The organism is Halanaerobiales bacterium (assembly GCA_035270125.1).
Taxonomy (GTDB): Bacteria; Bacillota; Halanaerobiia; order Halanaerobiales; family DATFIM01; genus DATFIM01.
In genome coordinates this window covers 1-2,542 of record DATFIM010000059.1, presented here as the reverse complement: position 1 = coordinate 2,542, position 2,542 = coordinate 1, and the positions used below count along the sequence as shown (strand labels likewise).

The 2,542-nt window shown below is 32.9% G+C and carries 3 protein-coding genes; 1 reads left to right on the top strand and 2 read right to left on the bottom strand.

Annotated features, from left to right (window positions below):
• Positions 1–203 precede the first annotated feature (203 nt).
• A complete protein-coding gene (locus VJ881_03195) occupies positions 204–1,085 on the top strand; it encodes a M23 family metallopeptidase (GenBank protein ID HKL75050.1) in 882 nt (293 codons plus the stop codon).
• Here the strand turns inward: VJ881_03195 and VJ881_03190 are convergent.
• Together VJ881_03190 and VJ881_03185 are read right to left on the bottom strand one after the other, a co-directional pair.
• Complete coding sequence (locus tag VJ881_03190; GenBank protein ID HKL75049.1) at positions 1,082–1,630, bottom strand: DJ-1 family glyoxalase III; 549 nt, start codon at positions 1,628–1,630, stop codon at positions 1,082–1,084. The genes VJ881_03195 and VJ881_03190 overlap by 4 nt on opposite strands.
• A gap of 24 nt (positions 1,631–1,654) precedes the next feature.
• Positions 1,655–2,527 carry a DMT family transporter gene (locus VJ881_03185; protein HKL75048.1) on the bottom strand — a complete coding sequence of 291 codons (873 nt, stop codon included), beginning with the start codon at positions 2,525–2,527 and terminating at the stop codon, positions 1,655–1,657.
• Between the last annotated feature and the right edge of the window lie 15 nt (positions 2,528–2,542).

Below are 2,542 nucleotides of genomic sequence, written 5' to 3'. Positions count from 1 at the left end.
AATCCCTTCTTCATCAGCCATCTTTTTCCAGGCTTTAAAATGAAATTCAGCAGTATCAGTAATTACCCCATCAAGATCAAGTATAAAAGCTTTAATCTTATCAGTCATCTTTTTTGCCTCCTTTTATTATTGCAGCTAACTCAATTTAATGATAAAATTATATTAAAATTAAAACTAAAAACTTAAATAGAAAGGAATCTATTATGAATAAAAACAAAGTAAAACTATCACTCTTGCTCTTTCTTTTTATAACTTTTCTCTTTTCCAGCACTATTTTTGCCTCTGATGTAGAAATAATCCTTAATGATCTAAAAATCCAGCAGGGAGAAATAATTAAAGTCACTTTAAAAAGTAATACTATAGATTTAAAACCTGAAAACTATAATGCCAAATTCTCCGGTAATAATTTTTCTTTTTATGAGAGTAATAATAACAGTTTAGAAACAATTATTGCTGCTTCATATTGGGTCCAACCCGGTATCCATAATTTAAAAATAAAAGAAAATAACAATTATATTTATCACAAAAACATTAAAGTCCTTAAAGGTAACTTTCCTGAAAGCTGGATAAAAGTTAGTGAAGATAAAGAAAAACTGGTAAGACCAGATGAAGAAGACAAAGCTTTACAGAAAAAATTAAAAGAAGATAGAGAAAAAGTAGCAAAAGCACGTCGTAATAGTTCCAGTCACAAATTATATGAAAATGCTTTTATCTGGCCTCTGCAGGGAACAATCTCCACTGATTTTGGTGCTACTCGTTATGTAAATGGCAGTCTACAAAGCAGACATTCAGGTATTGATATCGCAGCTCCTACCGGGACAATTGTTAAAGCAACAAACACTGGGATTGTAACCCTGGCAGCAAATCTAACTGTAACCGGAAATACAGTTATCATTGACCACGGGCATAACATCTTTTCAGCCTATGCTCATCTAAATAAGATGAATGTTCAAAATGGTGAAAAAGTTAATAAAGGAGACAAAATAGGAGAAATAGGGTCAACTGGATTTTCTACCGGACCCCATCTCCACTGGACAATTAAAGTTTCAAATATTTTTGTAAATCCAAAAGTATTTCTAGATTAAAAGTTGGTCAGCATCTGTTCTTTAAGCTCATCAACTTTTTCATGGCCCAACAAATAACGCACTACTTCCAGAGCAAATTCCATGGCTACTCCTGGACCTCTTCCTGTAATTACATTATGATCTCTTACAACTCTTTCTTCAAAATAATTACAGGAAGGCATTTTTCTTTTAAATCCTGGATAACTGGTAGCATTTTTATCCTCAATAACTCCTGCCTTATCCAGAACCATAGGTGCCGCACAAATAGCTGCAACCAGGCCACCCTTTTGATCTAATTCACTAATTAACCAGAGGAGTTTATCACTATTACGCAGGTTTTCTGCACCTGGCATACCACCTGGTAAGACAATCGCCTCAATTTCATTAATATCAACTTCTTTTATAAGAAGGTCTGCTTTAATTTTAAGTCCATGATCACCCTCAACTTCTTTTTTGCCTAAACCGGCAGTTACAACTTCAAGTCCTGCTCTTCTAAAAACATCAATATTAGTAACTGCTTCGATCTCCTCAAATCCTTCTCCAAGTGGGATCATAACTTTTTTCATAAGAAAAATACCTCCTTTATAATTTTAGACTGCTCCCTGTTTTTCAAGATTATCCTTAGCTCTATAATTAATAATACCGGCAATAATTATTAAAGCTCCACCAATAATACTCAAGTAATCTGGAATTTCAGTCCAAATAATAAGACCAATTAAAGTTGAAAAAACAATATTAGAATAAGTATAAATTGAAAGTTCCCCAGCTGGAGCAAAATGATAGGCATTTGTCATTAATAACTGACCGGCTGTTCCAAAAACTCCTAAAAAGAATAATGCCACCCACTGAGTTGGAGTCGGCATTACAAAATAACCCGCTAACATAAAGGGAAACATTACAATAACTAAAAATGTTAGAAAGTAGAAAACAATCACCTGAGGTGAATCACTGTTTTTAAGATAACGAATTACTGTATAAGATACCCCTGAAAATAGTGCTGATGCAAAGGCCACAAGGGAAGGTATAACTGATGAATCAAATCTGGGTTTAATAACAAAAACTGCCCCAGCAATTGCCAGAACAAGTGCAATATACTGTGGTTTCTTTATTTTTTCTCCTAAAAATACTGCTGCAAAAATTATTACAAAAAATGGGGCCATCTTATGTAAGATAACTGCATCAGAAAGATGTATTTTTGACAGAGCATAATAATAACTGGTCATTCCTAAAACTCCAGTTAATAACCTTAAAGCCATAAATTTTTTATTATTGACTTTAAACGACTTTCCTCTTTTTTTGATTATATAAAAAACTACAGATGCCCCAAGTAAATTGCGGAAAAATATTTTTTCCGGGATAGGCATATCTCCTAAAAATTTAACTGTTGCTGCCATAAGTGCAAAAGACAATGATGAAAGTAAAATTAGAATAATTCCTTTATTTCTGTCCTGAATATTAATCACCTCTTCATATATTTA